This window comes from Flexithrix dorotheae DSM 6795, from assembly GCF_000379765.1.
Classification (GTDB): Bacteria; Bacteroidota; Bacteroidia; order Cytophagales; family Flammeovirgaceae; genus Flexithrix; species Flexithrix dorotheae.
The window spans coordinates 16,002-39,215 of the sequence record NZ_KB903452.1 but is presented as its reverse complement, the minus strand read 5'-3'; the positions used below and the strand labels follow the sequence as shown (position 1 = coordinate 39,215).

The 23,214-nt window shown below is 37.6% G+C and carries 14 protein-coding genes; 7 read left to right on the top strand and 7 right to left on the bottom strand.

Translation table 11 applies throughout. From position 1 onward, the window contains the following. Positions 1 to 200: 200 nt before the first annotated feature. Both A3EM_RS0121620 and A3EM_RS0121615 read left to right on the top strand, forming a co-directional pair. Positions 201 to 698, top strand: coding sequence for a Crp/Fnr family transcriptional regulator (locus A3EM_RS0121620; protein ID WP_020530340.1), 498 nt, complete (start codon positions 201 to 203; stop codon positions 696 to 698). A 76-nt stretch (positions 699 to 774) separates the two neighbouring features. Beyond that, on the top strand, positions 775 to 1,329 hold the full coding sequence (locus tag A3EM_RS0121615) for a sugar O-acetyltransferase (RefSeq protein ID WP_245576531.1): 555 nt from the start codon (positions 775 to 777) through the stop codon (positions 1,327 to 1,329). A 425-nt stretch (positions 1,330 to 1,754) separates the two neighbouring features. Here A3EM_RS0121615 and A3EM_RS0121600 read toward each other — a convergent pair whose 3' ends face one another. The 3 genes from A3EM_RS0121600 to A3EM_RS0121585 form a co-directional block, all read right to left on the bottom strand. Next, on the bottom strand, positions 1,755 to 2,822 hold the full coding sequence (locus A3EM_RS0121600; RefSeq protein ID WP_020530336.1) for an ArsO family NAD(P)H-dependent flavin-containing monooxygenase: 1,068 nt from the start codon (positions 2,820 to 2,822) through the stop codon (positions 1,755 to 1,757). A gap of 493 nt (positions 2,823 to 3,315) precedes the next feature. Continuing rightward, entirely contained in the window at positions 3,316 to 7,383 is a 4,068-nt protein-coding gene (locus tag A3EM_RS46945; RefSeq protein ID WP_020530335.1) for a family 10 glycosylhydrolase, read from the bottom strand. 429 nt (positions 7,384 to 7,812) lie between these two features. Then, the gene (locus A3EM_RS0121585; RefSeq protein WP_020530333.1) at positions 7,813 to 8,910 is read right to left on the bottom strand and encodes a Fic family protein; all 1,098 of its coding nucleotides are present in this window, start codon (positions 8,908 to 8,910) and stop codon (positions 7,813 to 7,815) included. Between the two features lie 326 nt (positions 8,911 to 9,236). On the opposite strand from A3EM_RS0121585, the gene A3EM_RS0121575 reads away from it, so the two are divergent. From A3EM_RS0121575 to A3EM_RS0121550, 5 genes are all read left to right on the top strand, one after another. Continuing rightward, entirely contained in the window at positions 9,237 to 9,701 is a 465-nt protein-coding gene (locus tag A3EM_RS0121575; RefSeq protein ID WP_020530331.1) for a (2Fe-2S)-binding protein, read from the top strand. A gap of 57 nt (positions 9,702 to 9,758) precedes the next feature. Beyond that, positions 9,759 to 11,993 carry a xanthine dehydrogenase family protein molybdopterin-binding subunit gene (locus A3EM_RS0121570; RefSeq protein ID WP_020530330.1) on the top strand — a complete coding sequence of 745 codons (2,235 nt, stop codon included), beginning with the start codon at positions 9,759 to 9,761 and terminating at the stop codon, positions 11,991 to 11,993. Positions 11,994 to 12,046: 53 nt separating this feature from the next. After that, on the top strand, positions 12,047 to 12,478 hold the full coding sequence (locus tag A3EM_RS43260) for a putative quinol monooxygenase (protein ID WP_044239373.1): 432 nt from the start codon (positions 12,047 to 12,049) through the stop codon (positions 12,476 to 12,478). A gap of 11 nt (positions 12,479 to 12,489) precedes the next feature. Next, positions 12,490 to 13,071 carry a DapH/DapD/GlmU-related protein gene (locus A3EM_RS0121560; protein WP_020530328.1) on the top strand — a complete coding sequence of 194 codons (582 nt, stop codon included), beginning with the start codon at positions 12,490 to 12,492 and terminating at the stop codon, positions 13,069 to 13,071. A 550-nt stretch (positions 13,072 to 13,621) separates the two neighbouring features. Continuing rightward, positions 13,622 to 14,707 carry an AI-2E family transporter gene (locus tag A3EM_RS0121550; protein WP_020530326.1) on the top strand — a complete coding sequence of 362 codons (1,086 nt, stop codon included), beginning with the start codon at positions 13,622 to 13,624 and terminating at the stop codon, positions 14,705 to 14,707. A 940-nt stretch (positions 14,708 to 15,647) separates the two neighbouring features. On the opposite strand, the gene A3EM_RS0121540 is transcribed toward A3EM_RS0121550, so the two are convergent. The 4 genes from A3EM_RS0121540 to A3EM_RS0121520 form a co-directional block, all read right to left on the bottom strand. After that, the gene (locus tag A3EM_RS0121540; RefSeq protein WP_020530324.1) at positions 15,648 to 17,453 is read right to left on the bottom strand and encodes an arylsulfatase; all 1,806 of its coding nucleotides are present in this window, start codon (positions 17,451 to 17,453) and stop codon (positions 15,648 to 15,650) included. A 93-nt stretch (positions 17,454 to 17,546) separates the two neighbouring features. After that, complete coding sequence (locus A3EM_RS0121535) at positions 17,547 to 19,778, bottom strand: alpha-L-fucosidase (protein ID WP_026210493.1); 2,232 nt, start codon at positions 19,776 to 19,778, stop codon at positions 17,547 to 17,549. Positions 19,779 to 20,425: 647 nt separating this feature from the next. Next, positions 20,426 to 21,769 (bottom strand): DUF3526 domain-containing protein, encoded by a 1,344-nt coding sequence (locus A3EM_RS0121525; protein WP_020530321.1) that lies wholly within the window; start codon positions 21,767 to 21,769, stop codon positions 20,426 to 20,428. 4 nt (positions 21,770 to 21,773) lie between these two features. Then, positions 21,774 to 23,213 (bottom strand): ABC transporter permease, encoded by a 1,440-nt coding sequence (locus A3EM_RS0121520; RefSeq protein WP_020530320.1) that lies wholly within the window; start codon positions 23,211 to 23,213, stop codon positions 21,774 to 21,776. Position 23,214: the final 1 nt, after the last annotated feature.

The following is a 23,214-nucleotide window of genomic DNA, read 5'->3' as shown; positions in this document are numbered from 1 at the left end:
TTAATAGGGTTCTTATGGTTCAAGTCCTTTAACCCTTTGTTTCTATGCTTATGGATAAAATTAAAACTTTGGCGAACAATTATTAATAAATTGTAAATACATACTTTTGAAAAAAGTACAATTTTATGCAAACAATAATTTCATGTATACAAAAAATTAGTCCATGTAAACAGTCAACTATAGATTTACTCACCTCCAAAATGACTAGGCATGAGTTTCCCAAAAAACACATTCTAATTAAAAGTGGAATTATTGACAAAAACTTTTATTTTATTGAAAAAGGATTAACAAGATCATATTGTATTATCAATGGGGAAGAAGCCACATCATGGTTTAGCCAAGAAGGAGATATTACATTTTCAATGTTGAGCTGCTATGAAAATAAACCCGGTTATGAATATGTAGATTTATTAGAAGATTCTATTATTTATTCCATTTCGATTCAAGAACTAAATAAGTTGTACTTTGATAATATTGAAATTGCAAACTGGTCAAGGTTAATTCATCAAAAAGCATTTTTAGATTTAGAATTAAGGCATATAGCCCTGGCCACACAATCCGCAACAGAAAGGTACCATAACTTTTTAAAGGAGAGATCAGGTTTGGTTAATCGAGTTAAACTCAGTCACATTGCATCATTCATTGGCGTATCCCAGGTTACCCTCAGTAGAATTCGGGCTAATTATTTTTTAACATAGGTAAAAAAAATTGAAATGATTACTGGTTAATTTTGGCTCATTAATAATCAGATTTACCATGACTGAAAGACAAAAAATGTTAAGTGGAGAATTTTATGATTCTCGCGACCCTGAATTAATTGAGATTTATCATAATGCAAAACAACTGCTCTTAAAGTTTAATAATTTGAGCTCAAGAGAAACTTCAAAAAAAGCACAATTATTAAAACAATTATTTGAAAAAATAGAAGATAAAGTATGGATTGAAGCTCCATTCTTTTGTGATTATGGCAACAACATTTCAATTGGAGAAAATACCTTTATCAATATGAATTGTATTTTTATTGATAATAATAAGATCACAATTGGAAAAAATTGCCTGATAGCACCTCATGTTCAAATTTATACCGCTTCCCATCCAGTAAATGCGGCTGAAAGAATTAACACCAATTCTTCAGGGGCTCCATATAATACTTTTACCAAACCTGTGGCAATTGGAGATAATGTTTGGATTGGAGGGAACAGTGTTATTGTACCGGGTGTTAAAATTGGAAATAACGTAACAATAGGCGCAGGATCTGTGGTTACTAAAGATATCCCTGATAATGTTGTTGCCTTTGGTAACCCATGTAAAATTGTAAAAAAATTATAAGATGAACTTTTTAAATTCCATTCCTGCTGACCTATTTGAAATGATTGGGATTTTTGCGGGCCTAAGTGCATTTTTTGTAGTATTACTACAGGTTAAAAAAGAACTTAGCCTTAAAGCCCCATCTAGTTTATCATTGTTTTTTGTATTTGGCTGGGTGTTTATATATTTTTTCTGGGGTATTTATGGCCTAAGGTTTAATAACATTGCATTGTGGTTAACCAACGGAATTGCATTAATTATACAAATTTCTTTATGTGTCATTGTGCTTTACAAGAACAAGCAATACGCAAATAACAACTCCTAAACACAGCAGGAAAAAAGTGAATTTTCAATAATACAACCTGATTCAAATTCGGGAATAATTTCTGTGGGATTCCCCCCCTTTCCCACAGAAATTTGATCCCTTATTATAGAGTACAGATCTTTTACACCATAACTTTTCTATTCTGGATGAATAGCATTTTTATTTCTTCTGCTGTAGCTTTTGCAGTTTTACCCACACCATAAATAGTTGCTGAAGCAAAACCTGTCCAATTGCCATAACCCACCAACCATAGATTTGGCTCTTTTACCACACGTGTATGAGCAGTTTCAACTTTATTATTTTCAACTATTCCTAAGGGCTCCAAATGCTTTAGATTAGGTTTGAAACCGGTACACCAAATTACAACATCAAAAGGTTCTTTTGTACCATCCTGCCAAATAACACCTTCATTATAAAATGAAGTGAAAGGTCGATGGTCTTTGTAAATATTTCTTGCTAAACCATCACGAACACTTTCTACCTGAACAATATCACCTAATGATATATTTTGCTGGACAGCCTTGTTTGTTTTATTGAAATAAGTTTCATTGGCTTTATGGAATAAATAGCGACCATCTATATCTTCAGGTAAAAATTTTGGTGGATATAGTGTTACCCATTTTGTAGTTGCAACTTTGGATACTTCGGCTAAAATTTGTGCCCCTGAATTACCACCTCCCACAATCAGGACTTTTTTATTTTTTAAATTTTCGGTGTTTTGATACGCATTAGAATGGAACTGACTACCAGAAAATATTCCCATGTCATTATATGACGGAATAAATGGGGCTCGGGCAGTTCCGGTGGCACTCACAACGGTTTTACTTAAATAATCACCATTATTAGTGATTAATTTAAAAAGATTATTTTCCTTTAATACTTCATTAACCAATGTGTTCCTTTTTACAGGAAAACCATAACGTTTTTCATATTGAGAAAGGTAATCCAAAAATTCTTCCTTTGTAGGGTATTCATTATTTGTTGAAGGCATTTGCCAACCCGAAAGTGAACTAAATTGCGAAGGAGAAAATAATTTTAAACTATCCCAAGTGTGTACCCAAGAGCCACCAGGAGAGTTTTCCGCATCCAAAATGAGATAATTTAATTTGCTTCGCTTTAAAAAATAGGCCACTGATAAACCTGCTTGTCCCCCACCAATTATTATACAATCGTATACTTTCTTTACCATTACTGCACTAACTATAGTTTAATTTATTTTTTACTTTACAATCCTCTTAAAGGCCTTTTATACTGACAAAGTTCAAAAGTCGTCATCATGCTCAGTCAAACCTGGAATATTTGCTCATTACAGTTCCCCTGGGATAAGTTCAAAATGACCAGGTTTTGGCACCTAATTTTGCCAGATAAATTTTGTTTTTTCAAAATATTCCTCCTGCTCATCAACTGTCACTATACTCCTGTTCCCTAACTACTTAACTGCTGTTAATTGATTGTCTGCCTGGTGGGTAATAGCATTTTTAATCATTTCGTATTGGGGTTACAGTGTAGAGAAGAGCCTGATGGCCTAAAAATTTCATCACAAATATCACGAAACTTTTCAGACCATCAGCGCCATTAAATCAAGGCAGCATTTCTCTTCCTATGTTAGTTCTTCAAAAGGAATAGTAATGGTTTTCAACCAGTGGAACTGTCTCCAACACATCACAACACGGACGTGAAAATTACTCTAACATGTACTTCAGGTAATCTTTAATGCCTTCATAAATTTTATTTGCCATTTGCCTTCGAAATTCAGGATCTGCCAATTTCTCTTCATCCTCAGCATGTGACAAAAATGCCTGCTCAACCAAAATAGCCGGCATGTTCGTAGTACGAATTACCGTATAGTTAAACGAACCAATAAGTCCGTATTCCTTCAGGTTTGTTTCCAGTAAACGCTCGTATATCTTTTCAGCCAATGGTGCCCAAAAAGCATTGTGGTAAAAAGTACTGGTACCCGACACTCTTAAGAATCCTCCACCAGCTGAATTGGCATGAATACTAATCAAAAGGTCGGCATTCGATTGAAGCGCAGTATCTCTTTTTTCTATTAAAGACATATCAATATCAGCTGGTCTTACCTGGATCACTTCTGCTCCTCCGGACTCACAAATCTCTCCCAACTTAAGTGCTAAATCCAGATTGATATCTTTTTCCAGTACGCCTGACAACCCTCTTGCTCCTGTATTGCTTCCTCCATGACCAGCTTCAATGGCAATTTTTAAGCCCGTAAGTGGCTTTTTCCTCTCAATTTTGGTTAATGGAGGGTGCTTCAACTTTACGCTTAACTTTGTTCCATTTGGTTGAACCTCATAACCCCAAATTTTCGATGATTTTAAATTAATATAAACCTCATAAGTTTCAGGAGAGGTTTGTTGCCAGGTTACCTTTTCTATTACCTTGCGACCAGTTCTGTGGGTAATCCATGTGCTGCTCGTTTGAGCACCAAACAACCTTACCACAATTCTTTTCTGGTCGGGCTCTGGAATTACTTCGTATGGTATCGGGTTTAAATAAGGAATGCTCAACACATCGGAATCGCCTTCAGGGGCACAAAACATATTAGTGATAAAATAAGGTTCCTGTGAGAATGCTGCCGGTAACTCTTCAAGCTGTTTGGCAGCTATTATTCCTGTTTCGATTTCGTTCAATTTTATTCTGTAATACGCTCCAATTTTACCATTTGTTTTGAGAATAATACCTTTCGGATATTCTGACCTTACAGGCCCTCCCAGACGAATAGGTCCCTGATTGTAAGTTAAGCGTACGTTATCCTCAGTTGTCTTCACATATGGAAAATCATCTGTTTTTTTAACAATAATTGAATTTTCCAACGGGAAGATAAAAGAATCATTCAATCGGACAATCTGTTTCAGTGTCCTGTTTTTTGCAAAACTATTTAAAGGAAGTTCTGTTTGGTAAGTACTGTAATCATCATGGTCGGTTCGTGAGCAGGAAAACTGGTAACCTCCTGGTAATACTTCAACAATAGCATCCTGACCTTTCGAACCGTTGAATCTTACATGTACCTTATCCTCTTCAGTTAACTCCATGTCCACTCCTGGAATAACCGTTTTTTCTTCAACCCAAAGTGGAAATGGAGAGCGTTTTTCATCTGTCTTTTCATAAAAAATTTCTTGTTCATAAAAAACTTCTTCCTGTGCTTCGGTTAATACGGCACCTCTTACCCTGTTCTCCCCTTCATTTAATTCTACAGTATTAAAGAACACACCAGTTTTATACACCTTGGCTTCCTCTCCATTGACAAAGCCCTTATTCGAAGCTTCCGTTTTATAGAGAAGATTATAATTTTTGCGGTTTGTATAATTTGGTGGTAACTTCCTAAGTTCAACCCAAGGCTCAGGGCGTTTCACTTTGCCATCAGGCTGTACAATATATTTAAAGGGTATGGCCCACTGATTGGTTGGCAATACCAGTGTTTTTCCATCAAGGCCGAGCTGCAATGTATCAACTTCTGAAGCTATAAACTTATGCCAGCCATCCTCATCTCTTTTTATTTTATGATCGAGTCCATTAATGCTTATTTCTGACTCCGTGGTATGCTCGGTGAAAAATGAGGATAGGTCCAGGGCAATTACCTGTGTAGGTTTTAGTTTTTTCAGCTTTTTCGGAAATAGAGTGGGTTCATTTATTTTTTCTGGCGTTTCACCGTGTTTATATTCAGTAATATCAGAAAGCTGAAGGTCAACAATTCCTTTGGCCAGGAGTTGTTCCGCAATTTGCATGTCCTTATCATTGGAAGCATAGATTCCGGTAATCAGGTAAGGTTTTACAAGCATCATGTCCACTACTTTGTTTTCGACCGATGAATAATCATCAAAATCAAACACTAAGCCGTCCAGGTTGTAGCTATTAACCAATTGATTCACATTTGTGTTTTCATTATCAATTAGGGCAAATAGTTTTAATTTCTCAGCATGAGCAGCATCAATCAACTCCGTAAGCCCTTCTGTTTTTCCCGATAACCCGAGCAAAACCGTATTATAACCTGCAACACTAATTTGATTCATCTGTTCACTTAAGTCAGTTTTGTTTCCGTCAACCCATGTATCAGAATCTATTTGGATAGCCTGAACAACACCTTCGGATACAACTTTTTCTTCTTTTCGATAATTTTCCAGAAACACACCCAATTCAGGAATTAGCTTTTGGGTTTCATTGGAAACATTGATTTGTGATAATACACTTTCGTTGCCAAATTTATCTACAGCCGTTACAGCTATTGCCTTTAGAGGCACAACTACCTCATCAATATTTTTTATTTCTCCCGCCTTTTTAGTCTTAAAAAAAGCATTATTATAAATATATCCTGAGACCATCTCAGACTGCAATTGTCGGCTTACAATATCATAAATCCAATCTTCTCCGTATTTTTTATAAACTACAAAAGCAAACAATTCCTCTGCGTTGTTTTGACTCCAGTTTAACTTCAGCGAATCATTTTCAATTGCAACTTTCACCACTGGTGCATTGGGAGCCTTGTCCCCCAGCCAGGGAGAAGCTGGCACCAAAGCTTTTTTAAGGTAAGGACCTTCAGTCACTGCCTTGGTAAGTAGTTCGGAATTGGTAAAACCTCCAATATTCCAATGCATTATTCCAGGACTATCGTATAAAACCCCTCTGCTAATCATGATTTGGTTAATCACTTCATCAACCTTTTCCATGCCGGCTTTACGGCCTAAACTAATGCCTGGCCAAAAGTGCCTGCGTTTATAATTCTGTTGATTCCACCATCCGAGCAATACCGGAAAGCTCTGTGGTATTTTGTTGATGGACCAATATAATTGCGGAGTCCAGTAATCTATCCAGCCCTCATTTAACCATAATTTTGCATCGGCATATAACTTTTCGTACTGGTCGAACCCTTTTATCGATGGTGGGTTATTAGGTCTCCAAATACCAAACGGGCTCAATCCGAATTTCACATGTTTCTTTTCCGCCTTAATACCCTCGTACACTCTTTTCATAAAAACATTTACAGCATCCCTTCGCCAGTCCCCCCTGCTAAGTTTTCCTCCTTGTTTTTGGTAGCTGACCCAACTTTTCTCGTCCGGAAAATCTTTATTGTTATTGTAATCTGGATAGGGATAAAAATAGTCGTCAAAATGGATACCATCTACATCATACCTCTTTACAATATCCATCACTACATTGTAAGAATGATCTTGTGTTGCCTTGGCTGTAGGCTCCATCCAATAATAACCACTTTCGAGCTTTACCACCAGTTCTGGTTTGGTTTTTACAATTGATTGATCGCTAACAGGTCCGCCAGCCACATGGTGAGCCCGGTAAGGATTCAGCCAGGCATGTAATTCTATTGCCCGTTTATGCGCCTCATCAATCCAAAACTGCAAAGGATCGTAAAATGGTTCTGGTGCTTTTCCTTGGGTGCCGGTAAGGTAATACGACCATGGTTCCAGTTCCGACTGATACAAAGCATCGCATTGTGGTCTTACTTGTAGAATTGCAGCATTAAAATTATTTTCAGCTAAAAAATCGAGCAATTCAATAGCCTCTTCTTTTTGTTTTTCAACAGAAAGCCCAGGTTTACTTGGCCAATTAATATTGGCAACGGAGGCAATCCAGGCCCCTCTGAATTCTCGTTCAGCAACAGGCTGTTCTATGCTTACTGTTTCATTAGATTTTGTTACTTTTTTTGAAGTAGAACATTGTGTGCCAAAAAAGAGAATGAATAATAGCGCTAAAAAAATAGAAAGTTGGTTTGTCATTGTAAATTAATCAGGTTATTTTATGTAAGTTGTTTAAAGTAAAAAATGCTCAAGATGAGAAACTTAGGAAAGTCATACAATCCTAAGTTTAGCTTCCAAATTGAGCATTTTTTTCAAAGGTATAATAAAAAACCAGACATCGCCATATTTAACTCCAGGCGGAAAGGGGACTGTCGATAAAAGCCATTAAGTCTTTTTCAAAGTTTGGTTCCACAATGAACCATAACTTGATAAATCGGCATAACCAAGCTGACTCCATCAGGTTGGTTCAAAACCAGGAAAAGTTCAGTCTGTTCCCCGAGTTTACGGGAATACAATCCCTAAAAATTAGGCTTATCATTTTTAGCCTTCCCTTTCCATTTATTTCACCAATAGTGGCTAGAGTTAAAATTAAAGAAGAAAGGGAAAATGGGGAACTGTAGGCAAATCTTATTTGATCAACTCATAATTGGTGCTTCTTCCACCTTCCTGTCTTTTTTGAAGGATGCCTTTTCTAATCAAATCCTGAATATCGCGTAAGGCTGTATCAGAAGAACATTTGGCTATTTTTGCCCACTTACCACTGGTTAAGTTACCTTTAAATTCTTCCATAAGCATCATCAGTATTTTTACCTGCCGGTCATTTAAAACCAGACCGGAATGCCTGGCCCAAAAACGATGCTTGAATACCACCTTTTCCAAAACCGTTTCTGAGGCTAACAGTGCATTTTCCAAACAAGTGAGGAACCATTTTAACCAATGGGTAATATCAAGGCCTCCTTTTTGCGTTTTTTCCAACTGCTCATAATACGCTTTACGCTGATTTCTTATTTGAGAGGACATACTGTAAAATCTTTGAGAAATTCCATCTGCTCTGGCCAATTGCAAATCGGTTAACGCTCTGGCTATTCGTCCGTTTCCATCCTCAAATGGGTGTAGTGTAACAAACCATAAGTGTACTATACCTGCTTTGATAATAGCATCCTCCTCCTCATTTTTCTCAAACCAATCTAAAAATTCTTTCATTTCTTCCTCCAATGTGCTTGCTGCTGGTGCTTGAAAGTGCACTCGTTCCCTCCCTATTGTTCCGGAAACGACCTGCATCGGACCTGTGGAATCATCCCGCCATTGACCAACAATAATTTTGTTTAATCCACTTCTTCCGGTGGGAAACAAGGCAAAGTGCCAGGAATATAATCGCTCCTTTGTCAAAGGTTTTTGATAATGTTGGGTAGCATCCAACATCATATCCACTACCCCATCTACATTTCTATCAGAAGGTACCAAACCATATTGATCCAGCCCTAATCTTTTAGCTATGGAGGACCTTACCTGACTGGGATCTAGTATTTCCCCTTCTATTTCTGAGGATTTTACAACGTCCTGGGTCAGCGTTTCCAGACTTGCCTCATTTCTGAGGTCAAATCCCAATAATTCCATTTTACCAAGAATTTTACCTTGTAAATGGCTTACCCGTCCCAGTAAGGGTAACAAAGTTTTATGATCCCAGTGGAATTGTGGCCACTTTTGATGTAGATAAATATACATTGTAATATCCGCAAATTTTGCGGTAAATATATACTTTTTTCACCGCAAATGATAATTACAACCTTCCACTTAATTTTAGTTCAAACCATTTTTCACCTTAGATTAATGAACATAACCAGGGAAAAAATTTTTGATCAAATAAATCCTAATCTGAATTGCCTTGTGGCTTGGGATCCCAATATCTCCAAGATTTTACCAGCATACTTTAGCAACATGTGGGCATGTCCTCCTCAGAAGTACAGAAACCCTTTAAATTAAAAGATTTGTACTATTTATCCATCCAATTTTTCCTTAACTTTAGTAACAGACTAATCCAACATAGAACAATGGCAAAATTTAACCTTATCATCAATGGAAACCAGAAAGAGGTAGATGTTGACCCTTCCACTCCGGTACTTTGGGTTTTGCGGGACCATCTGAAACTGGTCGGTACAAAATATGGCTGTGGAATTGCTCAATGTGGTGCCTGTACCATTCATTTAGATGACACTGCAATTCGGTCCTGCCAGTTACCTGTTTCAGCGGTAGGCAATCAGGCCATTACCACCATAGAGGGATTATCTGAAAATGGAGATCATCCTTTACAAAAAGCCTGGGTAGCACATGATGTGCCGCAATGTGGCTATTGTCAGGCAGGGCAAATTATGACAGCAGCAGCTTTATTGAAAGCTAATCCCAATCCTACTGAAGAAACCATTGAAGCTACCATGAATGGCAATATATGCAGGTGTGGCACTTACATCCGGATAAGAAAAGCCATACAAACAGCAGCCAGTAACCAGCAGGGATAATTATTTTAAAATCCTGTAATTGATTACCGATTCATAAAATCAGAAAAAATATATAAAATGAGTACTGTAAGCACAAAAATAGGCAGACGCTTCTTTATAAAAAGTTCCACTTTGGCAGGAGGAGGAATTATGCTTGGGTTTAATTGGTTGGCTTCATGCCAGATGCCAAAAAAGGAACTGAGTAGCGTGCCAAAAGAATGGTTCAAAATCAATGGTTTTTTAAAAATTAGTGACAATGGCCTGGTAACGATCATGTCACCAAACCCGGAAGGAGGGCAAAATGTAAAAACATCAATGCCAATGATTGTGGCAGAAGAGCTGGATGTAAACTGGAATGATGTAATAGTAGAACAGGCTCCTTTGGATACAGCTAATTTTACCCGACAATTTATTGGTGGCAGTCAAGCCATCAGGAGAGGATGGGAAAGTTTGCGAATGACAGGAGCTTGTGCAAGACATATGCTCAAACAGGCTGCTGCTCAGGCCTGGCAAGTTCCTTTGGAAGAGCTCACTACTGCTTCAGGGGTAATTCAGCATGAGAAAACAGGCCATTCAGCAGGATATGGGGAAATGGCTTCGGCTGCCGCCACACTTCCTGTTCCTGAAACGGTAGAATTAAAAGAAATAAAGGATTTTAAAATTATAGGAACTTCCCGTAAGAATGTTGATGGACAAAAAATTGTAACCGGTCAGCCATTATTTGGCATCGATACTTATCGGGAAGGCATGCTGACAGCCATGATTGTTCATCCTCCTGCTTTCGGATTAAAATTGAAATCGGTGGATGACTCTGCCGCCAGAAATATGCCTGGTATAAAAGATATCTTCACCATAAAAGTATTTAATGAAGACTATGAAAAGGAATTTTTCGATACATGTACTTTTACAGAAATAGCTGTAATTGTTGGAAATTCTACATGGGAAGTGATGAATGCCAAAAAAGCTTTAAAAATTTCCTGTGAACCCATTACGAGTTCTACCGAAAATAGAAGCCGATTTGGGAGCAAATACACCCAACATACCCCGGCCGGTCTGGAAAGCACTACCGATCATAAGGCCCAAATGGAAGCGATGGCCGCAAAACCAGCCGAAATCGTGAGAAAAGATGGAAATCCGGATATGGCCTTTAAAAAAGCTGCAAAAATTATAGAACGTACATTTACAGCCCCTTATTTGGCTCACAATTGTATGGAACCCATGAATTTTTTTGCCGATGTAACCTCTGAAAAAGCTACTCTAATCGGGCCACTTCAAAAACCTGAATTTACCGAAAAGGCACTTTCAGCTAGATTAGGTATGCCTCTGGAAAAAATCGATATTCAAATGACCCGTTTGGGCGGGGGATATGGCCGCAGATCATACGCCCACTGGTTAATAGAAGCTGCGCTCATTTCTCAAAAGATGAATGCACCTGTTAAACTGATTTATACCCGTGAGGATGACATGACTGATGGCATTTACCGACCGGCTTATCACATTAAATTTAGGGCAGGATTAGATGGCAGTAACAACCTAAATGCTTTTCATGTAAAGGCAGGAGGAATTCCGGAAAGTCCTTTAGCTAAAGACCGTTTTCCAGCTGGTGCAGTGGATCATTACCTGGCTGAAGAATGGACGATCGATACCAATCTAACAGTGGGATCTTTCAGGGCACCAAGGTCTAACTTTATGGCCAGTGCCGAACAATCATTTTTAGATGAAGTGGCCGAGGCTGCCGGAAAAGATCCTATAGATTTCAGGTTAGAACTATTGGAAAAAGCCAGTAAAAATCCAGTGGGGGAAAATAATGATTATGATGCCAACAGATATGCAGGAGTACTTAAAATGGTAAGGGAAAAATCCGGTTGGGGAAAAGAAAGTACTGATATTTATCGTGGAGTATCGGCATATTTTTGCCACAACTCCTATGCGGCTCAGGTACTTGATATGAAAATGGAAAACGGTACACCTAAAGTGCAAAAAGTAACATGTGCCATTGATTGCGGGATTGTGGTGAACCCGGATGGGGCTAAAAATATGGCAGAAGGAGGTATCGTGGATGGTATTGGAAATGCATTTTTTGGGGAGCTAACTTTTAAAGATGGTGTACCTGAAAAAAATAACTTTGATAAATACAGGATGATCAGGATGAAGGAAGCTCCCAAGGAAATTGATGTCTATTTTGTAGAAAGTAACATTGATCCTACCGGCTTGGGAGAACCTACCTTCCCTCCTACTTTTGCCGCAGTGGCCAATGCTCTTTATCAGGCAACCGGAAAACGCCATTATCATCAGCCTTTCCTTAAAAGTTAAAAGTCATTTTGGCTCAAACAAAGGGAGGTTGGAGGAAAACAGATATGCATAAAATGAAAAAATTAAAAGTAGAGCTTTTACTTCTTTTATTAATCCTTGTGAGTAGTTCATGTGGAAACATAAGCCAAAAAGGGGAGAAAATTATTAGTGAAGAAATGATGATCAGAATAGCAGAAATTGAAATAGATGCTGCTTACTTTGATGAATATATTTCTATTCTTAAAGAGGAATCCAAAGCTTCTGTTCAATTAGAACCTGGAGTTATCTGTATTTATCCCATGTTTCAAAAAGATCGTCCCACTTCCATAAAACTTCTGGAGATTTATGCCAATAAAGCTGCTTACGAGGCACATTTACAAACCCCACATTTTTTAAAGTACAAAAACGAAACCCTCAAAATGGTTAAATCCCTAAATCTTGTTGAAATGGACGCCATTGATAAAGAAACAATGCCAGAAATTTTCAGCAAAATTGATCACTTTTAAATAAGAAGTTTATGAATCAGGAAGATACTGACATATTTTCTCAAATGCTCAAAGGGGGAACCATAAAAAATGATGCGCCAGTCATGTCAAAAGCCTGGGAAATTGTATTTAGGACACAAAAACTTTTGCCAGCTTTGAATAATTCTACTCACATCCGGGAAATGCGTGAAAGACTAAGTGAAATTATAAATAATAAAATAGATGATTCTACCACTATATTTGTCCCCTTCTATACAAATTTTGGTCATCATATTAAGCTTGGAAAAAATGTGTTTATAAATCATGCCTGTTCATTTCTGGATTTAGGGGGAATTACTATAGAGGACGAGGTACAGATTGGTCCTAAAACCAACTTAATTACAGAAAATCATCCTATTGAACCTACCAAGCGAAAATATCTTCAACTGAATGCTATTACCATAAAGAAAAATGCCTGGATTGGTGCTGGAGTCACTATTTTACCTGGAGTAACTGTTGGGGAAAACTCAATTATTGCGGCAGGGGCTGTTGTAAATAAAGATGTTCCCCCCAATACAATTTTTGGGGGAATCCCAGCAAAATTTATAAAAAATATTACCACTCCAAAAAGTTAAAGAAAGATCTGTTGAATGGATAAATAGGTTGTGATCTCCTGTAGAGGCTTAGGTATAAAAAGTAATTTTACAGTTTGAAAACTGCCTGAACTACTTTTTTAAATTCAACCTTCATACATCCATTAAAATTAATATCACAAATAAGCTTATTCCAATATTCCCCTAGAATATTGTTTAAATCAGCTCCATCAATTATAAAGATAATTCCCTATTTTTAAGCAGTAATGGTCAATTAGATAACGATGAATATAGGAGCTTTAATCGATAACTTTTCCAATATTTCATTACCTCTGGGCGAGGGAGAAATTGAAGAATTGAAAAACAGGGTAAAAGTTAATATGGAAGGTTTTTGAAAATTAATTTGATGGTAATGGGAATCAGGGAGCGCAGTTAAGTTGTGAGACACTGAATTGGTATTACAATAAATTACCTTATCATCAATTTAATCAATCTGATTCTATTTAACACATATTTTTTATATTCACCCAAATAAAATATTAACCACAAATTGGAATATTGCTAATTAAATTTTTCAACAAGGAAATAAAACATGAAAACTGATCCGAAAATTAAAACTCCAATTGAAACTGCCGTAGATATTTTTATCAAAATAGGATTTTTAATATTGCTAGTGGCATGGTGTCTCCAATTGGTGTTGCCATTTTCAGGAGTAATAATGTGGGGAATAATACTGGCAACCGCCTTAGATCCAGTTTATAATTCCTTGAACACAAAGTTGGGGAACAAACCTAAAATGGCTTCTACCATTATAATAATATGTGGTTTATTGATGATCATTATTCCCAGTGGGTTATTCCTCGATTCTACCATTCATGGGATTAAAGAATTTAGATTTAGGCTGGATAACGGTACACTTACCATTCCAGCACCAACTGAAAAAGTGGCCGAATGGCCGGTAATTGGTGAAAAAATATATGATATATGGAATCAGGCATCTTTAAATCTTGAAGTATTTATTTCAAAATACCAGGAACAAATTAAGGAAATAGGAAAGCTATTTCTTGATGGTTTTTTGGGAATTGGAAGTAGTATACTACAGTTTATCTTGGCTACGATAATTGCAGGCATTCTTCTGGCAACAAAAGGTACTGATGACTTTACCAGAAAACTTTTCAGCAAAATAGTGGGATCGAAGGGAAATGAGTTTACTGATATCGCAGCAAAAACAGTAGGAAATGTGACTAAAGGGGTATTAGGAGTGGCAATAATTCAGGCAGCCTTAGTTGGAATTGGGTTTTTGCTGGCTGGGGTTCCCTATTCAGGAATCTGGACCCTGGTGGTGATGATTCTGGCAATATTACAGTTGCCACCAATAATAATAATATTTCCTGCCATAATATATCTGTTCTCGGTTAACTCTACCATTTCTGCTTCACTCTGGACAGTTTATTTATTTTTGGCTGGAGCTTCTGATAATATTCTAAAACCCATGTTATTGGGGAAAGGTGCTCCAGTGCCGATGCTGGTTATATTTCTAGGCGTATTAGGAGGATTTATGCTATCAGGATTTATCGGGCTTTTTACTGGTGCGATTGTTTTATCATTGGGATATAAATTACTCCTCGCATGGCTTAATAGTGATGAAACCACAACAGAAGTAACTGCTGAATCCTGATCGGTAAATTGGTTTATTTTTATTTGTTTGGCAAGCATTGGATAATAACAGAGATCTTAAAATAGCCTGATTATTTCGAAGAGCCAAGGTGAACGCTGCTGAGGAAGCAGTATGGTTGTCCTGAATTTGGTATGGTGGTGGGTTATCCAGTTATTTAGATGTTTTGGATTTACAAAGATTTTATTTCACTTACAACTTCCTCCCCACTTTCTCTTCCTAATTGTAACCAACTTACCTCTGGCAAAACTGACTTCAATATCCGCCCCAAGAAATTCATTGAATTTACCTTTTCACCGCTATAGGTTAAAGTCTGTACCGTATAAAGATTATCTATGAGAATACAGGAAAAGAGTGGTTCAGGGTATCAAAGATCAATACATGGAGGATTTTCAGAAAGAATTAAATAATATGGTTGTGAAGAACTTCCTACTGAAATAGACTAGTTCCTTTTTGCATATGTTATCAGCTAAAATGTATAGAATATTATTCTTTTATTTCGTTTTTTTCCGAAATAATATAAACGTAAAGGTGACCGGGATTTTTGTCTAATTTAGTTTCCTTATACGACTGATTATAATAAGAAAAGTGAGTTGCTATTTTTACCCCATTTTTTGACGATTTTACGGAGAAGCAAGAAGGACTTTTGTGTCACAAATGTCGATTTTTATTTATACAAACGAGATCTTCAAACCTAATGATGCAATATCATTTCCTGGAAAAACTATAGTGGAATTTCCCGCTTGAAAAGTATAAAACTAACCGAATAAAATTCTTTTTTTTGTTTTTTTTCAATGTAAAGCTATTGTTGTCCCCTACGTCCATCAGTCAGGCCTTTACCTATTTTTTCCATTATATTTTTTATTTTACTTCTTCCACTTCCCTCCACATAAAATTTGACTTTCTATGCTTGATAAGCCATTCTCCATCTTGCTTAGCAAACTCAATTTTGCCGGGTTACATAAATATAATATGCTCCCGATAGCACTTCCTCTTTTTTATTTAACATAGTACCACTCACACTCCCCTCTCCTTTTTCCAGCTCTACATCAAAAGTGATATGGGTATCATTCCCACTTACCTTTTTTACCTGTGCATATTTTCCTACTTCCAGCTTGATCGATTCAACAGGCAATGCCTTCATTTCATTTCCATAAATCAGTTGATCAACTCCACCATCCATTGTCCAGGAATCAATTTTTTTGTTAAAAACTGGAATTCCCTGTATGGGGGCATTAGCTTCACGTGGCCACCTTCTTAATTCAAAACGATATATCCCACTCTCGTAAATACTAATATCCCAGGAGCCTACAAATGGGCTGCCTTTTGCCACCTGTGCATGATTCCAAAGCCCCTTAGGTAAGTACCATTCAGATGTAGTAAGAAATGTTTCAGGATCAGCAGGATTCCCTACTGTGGGTTGAGGCCGCTCTCTGTCATTTGGTGTAACATGTGTCCAGTACTTTTGATGGGCTAAGCGTAGCTTATTAACTATATCAGGATGATGATCAATAATATTATTGTTTTGCCCTGGATCATTAGACAAGTCGTAAAGCTCCTTATTGTCTATCAGTCGCCAGCTTTTGAACATCCCAGCCGTTTGATGCCACGCAATAGATTGAAGTGTCCTTTGATTCTCTACAAATAATATTCGTTCATTGAGTTCTTTGTCTGGATTAAACAGTTGCGGCTTAAAACTACGTCCATCAAAATCAGTTTTATTTGATACCCCACATAAATCAATTAGTGTGGGCAAAACATCAAAATGAGCAGTTAAGGCCTCTACATCCATGCCTTGCGCTAGCTCTCCTGATGGCCAGTGAATGAAAAAAGGCACTCTATGCCCACCTTCATAAACCTGACCTTTATGTCCACGCATACCTGCATTAAATAATTTTACACCAGCAGTACCGCCATTATCGCTCATAAATATGAAAATGGTATTTGAGGCTTTCCCCGATTTTTCAAGAGCATTTCTTAATTTGCCAATGTTCTGATCAATCCGATTGAGTCCTGCAAAAAAATAAGACACATAATCGGTTATAGATTTTGGGTATTGTTCAATAAGTGTTGTATCGGGAACTGTATGTGGGTGATGTGGCAGGTAAGTAGATAAGTAAACAAAAAATGGCTCATCATCATCTTTTTCAATAAAGTCTATGGCAGCATCAAAAAAGACATCGGGGGCAAAACCTTCCCTGTAAACTCTCTCGCCATTGTGCCAATAATAATCATTGACCCTGTCATTATCAAACCAATCATCGGTAGTACCTGTGCCTCCATCACCTTGTCCAAGCCATTCATCAAAACCACGATCCATAGGTCTATAAGGGTAATTAGCACCTAAATGCCACTTCCCAAATAGGCCAGTTCGATAACCATTTTCTTTAAAAATTTCAGCCATTGTAGGTTCGCTAACTCTTAAGTGGTTACCTCCTAACACCGTATGCCAAACCCCAACACGATGTGCATATTTACCAGTCATTAATGCAGCACGAGAAGGGGCGCAAGTAGGATCAACATGAAAGTTGGTAAACCGAACTGACTGGGTGTATAATTCATCAATATTCGGTGTTTTTATCACAGGATTTCCATGACAACTCAAATCACCATAACCCTGATCATCAGTGATAATCAATACAATATTAGGAGCTTGCGAAGCACATATTAATGGTGATAGTATGATCAAAACCAAAATAAATGCCGTTTCAAATGCAATGGCCTGCCCGGTCAATTTTTTCAAATTCATTACTTTTTGAGTCTGGATATAAGTAAATAGTATTTATGTTAGTTGTTCAGTTGAATAGGAACCACTAAAGATACATACCAGGTTGAAACTTACCTATTGGATAAAATCTAATTCCGCAATGGTCGCTGTTTTCTCATTGTTGGCAATCTCTAAAGAGACAATTTTGATAAATCTTGTACTCACGGATTTATTGAAGTGGTGTTTGCGACTAGTCGGGTCATTTATCAGGTTACCAAATATGAAATCCTCATGCAATTTCCAGGTTTTGCCGTTTTTACTTACCATCACCTGTCCTTTTTGAATCATTCCATTTGAATGTTCGGTTTGTGGAGTATAAATAAGTCCGTTAAGCTGATACTTTTTACCCAGATCAATCTCGATAAAGTGATTTCCATGACTGTTGGCCTTAGAATGCCAGTAACTATCTTTATCCCCATCCACAGCCATTTGAGCAGCATGTTTTTCCTGATCTCCAGAACTCCCGAGTACATCCCAGTTTTCTTTTACTATCCCAAACTGAGCTGATGCCACACTACCTTTTTCATTACTTAAAAATACACAGGCTTTAACTTCTCCTCCCGGAAAGAAAAAAGCATCCCCATATATTTCAGAATTTTCTGTTGGCGCACTTCCATCTGTAGTATACCGAATTTTCATATCCATGTTTAAATTTTTAGCTGTATTCTCTCCATGTGATTTCCAATTAAAGGCGTGTTCCCTGATATCGATCGTCACCATTCCTCCAATATCTCTTTTAATGGTCAACTGTGGTGGCCTGCTTGAATAATAATGAGCTGAAATATTTGAAATGGCTGGAAAGTCTCGAAACTCAAGTATATTAATGCGAAACTTGCTACTGGTGGTTTCAGGAAATCTAACAATTCGTTTGTAGCCCACATTTGTACTTTGTGCCACCTCAGTCCAACCATTATTGATCCAGGCTTCAATGGAAAATTTTTCAATTCGTTCGCTATGGGTCCTGATAGCCTCCTGTAACACAAGACGATTTATAGTAACAGCCTGCGGACAATTAATTTCTAATGATTGACCTTTCTCGTCAATTAATTTGAAGGTTGAATTGTCATCATCAAGTACTTCCTGGACACCCGTTGCCTTGGCAAACAAGTTTTGTCCATAGGTTTCTTTAATTCGTTTCCCGGTTTCTGTTAAAACTGCCACATCTTCATCCGAAAAACGTCCGTTTCGATTGGGAGGGATATTTAATAGAAAAATAGAATTTCCGCCTACTGCACGTTCGTAGATATCAAAAACATCATCCGCATTTCTTACTTTTTGGTCGTGGTCATCCCTATAAAACCATCCCTCACGAATAGAGGTATTTGTTTCCGCTGGTTGATAATGTAAAAAATTGGCTTTATACAGTTGCGCTCTTTCGGCAATGGGATCTCCAGTAATGTCATCAAACCTGTTCATCTTATTGGGATCCTCCTTATAAGGAATAATATTCCATTCACTTTTACGCGTTCCTCCGGATTCATTGCCACACCAACGTACATCCTGACGCCCGAAAATGACAGCTTCTGGTGCCAAAGTCTGAATCAATTCTTTCCAGGCGGCATAATTATACGTTTGTCCACCTTTGCGCTTGGGGTGAGCACCATCAAACCAGACCTCATGAATTGTCCCATATTCTGTCAATAATTCAAATAGCTGGTTTAGCATATATTCGTTGTAATCGTCAACCACAAAGGAGAAGGTGGTTTTGTTTTCAAACGGACGACTATCTACCGGACGTGGGATTGTACGCTCCGTGTACTTGCTCAGGTTTCCATAGAGCCCCTCTTCATTTTCAATCTGATATAAATCGGCAGGTGAAAGATATACACCCAGCTTCAACCCGTATTTTTCACATGATGCGGAGAGGCTTTTCAAAATATCACCCTGCCCATTTTCGAAGGGAGAGGACATAATCCCATGTTTAGTGTAGCGGCTTTGCCACAAGCAAAAACCATCGTGGTGCTTTGCGGTAAAAATTACCATTTTCATTCCGGCAGCTACCATGGCTTCACACCACTGGTCGGTATCTAAATTTTGTAAGGCAAAAACTGACGGATCTTCCATTCCATTCCCCCACTCCATCCGGGTAAATGTATTGGGGCCAAAATGAATGAAGGCAATGAATTCATTTTTTAGGGCATTGTATTGATTAGTAGTTGGGACAACATGTGCCGCTTTTGAAATTATTGATTCTTTTGAATCAGTGGATAATATCCTGATTGTGTTTTTTGTATCGATTGTTTGTGCATTGGTTCTAACAAATGACATAGCCATCATTAGCAAAGTATTAATTAAAATTGATCTCATTCGCGTTTGTGTTATTATTAATCTTTTATATGTAAATCATTATTTTCCATTTTCCTGACCAAAAACCCTGGTTCATTGCTATTCCGTTTTGACCGGAACAAATACGGTATAGTATTCATTTCCTTTTTTCACAGCCATGCAGAGTGTTTTTACCAATCCATTTTCCACATAAACAAAGGGACGTTCCATTCTATCTGGGATGATAACATCTCCATTCTACATGGGAAGGCTTTTTTGGGGTATAAGTCAAAATTCCCAGCGATAAAAATAGGCTGGAAAATCGCAAAAATAGGATTATCCTGAAAAAGTACTAAAACCAAATCAAGATGTCTCCTGTCAATTGAAGAATTAAGTGCTAAAATCCAGACGGAAATTAAGCCCTAGTGCTCCACACCGGGTAATATTATTTCAGAGAAATCTCATCTCTCTATCAGTCTTTTATGGCAAAATAATACACGATTAATGTTGAATTGCTACTTAAAGGGCGGGAAACTACCCAACTAATCCAGACCATGGGATAAGAATCCTTATCAGGCGTGCTACCTCATGGTTTTTGGATGGGTAATTTTTTACAAGAAATCGACTGTTTTTCAGCCAGGGATCATATAATTGAGAGACCAAAATTTACCAGGCCATTTACCTGAATTTTAAAGTTTTCGCATGGGAATAATGGATATGCCCATCAAAAATAAAATCGAAAGCAATAAAGGTGAAAGTACGGCAATCCCTTCAAATTCCCCATTTAACTGAAAGTATTCTGGCTGAAACCTATCCCAATCGATGCCTTCTGAATTATGGTTTGAAAAGATTTTAGGATAAAAATATAAGCGGGTCTTTTCATGAAATCCATTTGTGTGTTTCAGAAAATTCATGTGATTGAGCAGCCCTGTACCGGCAATATCATTCAGTGCCAACTGTGTATGCATAGAGGGAATTGCCACTGCCCATCTTCTACTTAATTCCTCACGCAAACGCACCTTTTGTTGCATGGCTTGGCTTTCTTCCCTTGATTCTACATCCCCCAGGTGCTGCATGGCATAGTACCAACTCCAATTAAAACCTTCCTCTGGAGGAAAACCATAACTCGCAAACTGAGGATAATCTTTATAAAATGTTTCCATTGTTTCCTTTTTGTTGGTATCCCACTTTTTATGGTAACCATCACGCTGCTTTATTATAGTACTCAAAGCTTCTGGAACAGGATGTTTGGTAGTAATGTAGTTGTTAATAAAGGCCGGTAGCAGCACCACCAAAATTAACCAGATGGAAAGAAGAGCCAACGCATTGAAGTTTGAATTGCGTTTTAGGCAAACAATCCAAAAGCAAAGGGCAAACCAAAAAATAAGATACAATAGCCCAGTCAGGACAAAAATCAGAAAAGTACTATCGAATGAAATTCCCAAAACAACAGCCCCTACCCCAAGCAAAAGCAACAACACTCCAACCAGTAAGGTTAAACGCACAACAAGCTTCCCCATTAAAAAAGCAAGCTTTGACTTCGCCATTACATTTACCAGTTTCCAGGTGCCGGATTCTTCCTCCTCGGAAAACAGATTATATGTAAATGCAATAATCAGAAGAGGAAATACATAAACGATTATAAAACTTAAGTCAAGATTACCATACAATAGCTTTGTTGGGTTCACCAGATCAGTATCATATTTCTGTCCCTCTAAAGTCAAAATGGTAACCATTTGAACACTTGGGTTTAAATCCCTTTGCCCAATAGAAAAACCTGCCAATGGATGGGTCTCATGAACCAGGGTAAATTTCAGGTAATACAGCAAAAGAGGTAGATTATCCCCATGCAATTCCAGGTTACGCTTGATATGTGTAAGCTGCTTTTCTGCCACCTGCCCAGCAACCTTGTCCTGATCGATCAGAAATTTCTTTCCTGTGATTATGCTAATACTGCCTAAAAAAAGGACTATTACTAAGCCTAATTGACAGGTTTTTGTTCTTAAAAATTGCCGAAAAAGTAATCTATACATAATATTAAATTGCACTTGCTTTTTTAGACCAATAATTCATCAACCCCACAGAAATCAGAGCCCAAAACAATATTGAGAGGATAGCAATCATTTCATTCCTTAGTGCTGGTCCGACAGTAGGGTATTCGTAAGAAAAATCAGGAATTGCCTTCCATTCATTTCTATCTATCACATTCACCGCCCCCTCAGAACTGGACACATTGGCCTTGATATGTTTTATCTGTAGTTCATTCATCGTTTGAGCCAAATTATAGCGATACATCTCTGCTTCATTCTGAAAGCCCACATACGATTCCAAATCCGTTCCGCAAAGTGCCATTGATAAATTTTTCACTCCTAAATAGGGGTTGATCATTGCTAACCATTTGGTTAATTGATTTTGATTTCTGTACTGATCCAGAAGTTTACTGTGGTGCCTTTTATAAATTTCCGCGCTGATTTTTTCACCTACAAACATCTGAAAGCCAGCATAATTGAATGGCAACTCGTTGGTCGATTGTACATTGTGAACACTTAGAACTGAATCGCGTATGGATGTAAAATAGGGATCATCGGGGTCGTGGCTATCACCAAACTGGATGACTTCTTCTTCAATATTACCTTTAAATTCCAACTTAGTTGGTGTTGGATGCAAATAGGCTCCAATTGCCTGGGAAGTCCTGGGTAGCACCACTACGAACAAAAGCCACAACCCTAATAACTTAACTAAGGCATTTTTTGAGGTCTGACTGCTAACAGAAACAATCATTGTGAACATAGCAAGTATTGCTATGTAAAGCAAATACGAACTCAATAGAATGAATAGCCGAATCCAATCATCAGCAATGGTATGATTCTCAGAAATTAGAATAAAAACCATAAGTAAAACAAATGGTAAGTAGAACAAGGAGGAAATACTAAACAATCCAATCGCTTTACCAAAAAGTACTTCTTTCCAGGTAGCCCCCTGAGTCAATAAAATCTTTAAAGTTCCATTTTCCCGATCTGCTACAATGGCTGCATAACCTATAAAGAAAATTATCAATGGTAAAATGATTTGTAGAATCATTGCCATACTTAGTTCTCCAAAGCGAATAAGGCTGGTGGAAAAACTCGCTTCTGAAAAATTGACCATATTTTGTTTATGAGCTTCAAGAAATACGGCATTTCCAGTAAAGCTTTCAATACCAAAATCGAAGATGCTAAGCGGATGTTTCAAACGGAAAGCAAAGGTTCCAAAATGCGCCATCCGATGCGGATGCTTATCCGGATTTGCCTCCCAACTATCTCTGGCTATTTGCTGGTTGCTCTCCCGAAAGTGGTTTTGATTGTGATATCGTATACCACCAAAAGCAGCATAGAATAGAAGCAAAACCATCAATCCCAGCAACATATAGATTGCTTTTGATTTAAATACACCAGTCCAAAACTGCCTGGCGATCAATAGAAGTACTTTTCCTCTCATG

Bases quoted from the DNA above. Each gene is read 5' to 3' on its own strand.
- A3EM_RS0121520 (WP_020530320.1), bottom strand. From the start codon at position 23,213: ATGAGAGGAAAAGTACTTCTATTGATCGCCAGGCAGTTTTGGACTGGT.
- A3EM_RS0121525 (WP_020530321.1), bottom strand. From the start codon at position 21,769: ATGTATAGATTACTTTTTCGGCAATTTTTAAGAACAAAAACCTGTCAA.
- A3EM_RS43260 (WP_044239373.1), top strand. From the start codon at position 12,047: ATGAAAAAATTAAAAGTAGAGCTTTTACTTCTTTTATTAATCCTTGTG.
- A3EM_RS0121535 (WP_026210493.1), bottom strand. From the start codon at position 19,778: ATGAGATCAATTTTAATTAATACTTTGCTAATGATGGCTATGTCATTT.
- A3EM_RS0121575 (WP_020530331.1), top strand. From the start codon at position 9,237: ATGGCAAAATTTAACCTTATCATCAATGGAAACCAGAAAGAGGTAGAT.
- A3EM_RS0121620 (WP_020530340.1), top strand. From the start codon at position 201: ATGACTAGGCATGAGTTTCCCAAAAAACACATTCTAATTAAAAGTGGA.
- A3EM_RS0121570 (WP_020530330.1), top strand. From the start codon at position 9,759: ATGAGTACTGTAAGCACAAAAATAGGCAGACGCTTCTTTATAAAAAGT.
- A3EM_RS0121615 (WP_245576531.1), top strand. From the start codon at position 775: ATGTTAAGTGGAGAATTTTATGATTCTCGCGACCCTGAATTAATTGAG.
- A3EM_RS0121550 (WP_020530326.1), top strand. From the start codon at position 13,622: ATGAAAACTGATCCGAAAATTAAAACTCCAATTGAAACTGCCGTAGAT.
- A3EM_RS0121540 (WP_020530324.1), bottom strand. From the start codon at position 17,453: ATGAATTTGAAAAAATTGACCGGGCAGGCCATTGCATTTGAAACGGCA.
- A3EM_RS0121585 (WP_020530333.1), bottom strand. From the start codon at position 8,910: ATGTATATTTATCTACATCAAAAGTGGCCACAATTCCACTGGGATCAT.
- A3EM_RS46945 (WP_020530335.1), bottom strand. From the start codon at position 7,383: ATGACAAACCAACTTTCTATTTTTTTAGCGCTATTATTCATTCTCTTT.
- A3EM_RS0121560 (WP_020530328.1), top strand. From the start codon at position 12,490: ATGAATCAGGAAGATACTGACATATTTTCTCAAATGCTCAAAGGGGGA.
- A3EM_RS0121600 (WP_020530336.1), bottom strand. From the start codon at position 2,822: ATGGTAAAGAAAGTATACGATTGTATAATAATTGGTGGGGGACAAGCA.